A 561-nucleotide genomic window follows, 5' to 3' on the forward strand; every position below is an offset into this window, starting at 1 on the left:
AAAAAGTCAGCCAACCGAATGCGTTTGCTGATGGTGAGACAAAAGTCGTGAATCAAACGGATATTGATGTAAACGAAGAGCTCGCTCAAATGGTGATTTGGCCTCCGGGCACAGAGCTCAATACCATTGTCGATGCAGTTAACAGCTTAGGCGCAACCCCAACCGATTTGATGTCGATTCTTCAGGCACTAAATGAAGCGGGCGCGTTGAATGCTGAACTGGTCGTGATTTAAGGAGTGAAGGATGAAACTAGACGGTAGCAGCGATCAAGCTCAATTGAACTCAATGCTTTATCATGACAACAGTGCGTTGGCGAACATCAAGCACAGTCGTGATCAAGAAGGCGCGCTCGAAATGGTGGCGGGTCAGTTTGAAGCTATGTTCTTACAACTGGTGCTGCGTCAAATGCGCAGCAGCAGCGACGTGTTAGCGGACAAAGACAGCCCATTTTCAAGCAAGCAACAAGGCGTTTTTCGCGACATGTACGATGGTCAGTTGGCGATGGAGTTGGCGAAAAAACAAAGCTCTGGCATCGCCAATATGCTGATTCAGCAGTTGAGC

Annotated in this window: 2 protein-coding genes; both read left to right on the plus strand. The window is 48.3% G+C overall.

The window, feature by feature from the left end; translation table 11 throughout:
• Positions 1 to 233: flagellar basal body P-ring protein FlgI (locus R7Z47_RS26235; RefSeq protein ID WP_225497805.1), on the plus strand; the 233-nt coding region annotated here is incomplete at its 5' end.
• Between the two features lie 10 nt (positions 234 to 243).
• A partial coding sequence (locus R7Z47_RS26240) for a rod-binding protein (RefSeq protein ID WP_318130950.1) occupies positions 244 to 561 on the plus strand: 318 nt, incomplete at its 3' end.

Origin of the sequence: Vibrio sp. 1641 (genome assembly GCF_033339995.1) — a bacterium.
GTDB lineage: Bacteria > Pseudomonadota > Gammaproteobacteria > Enterobacterales > Vibrionaceae > Vibrio > Vibrio alginolyticus.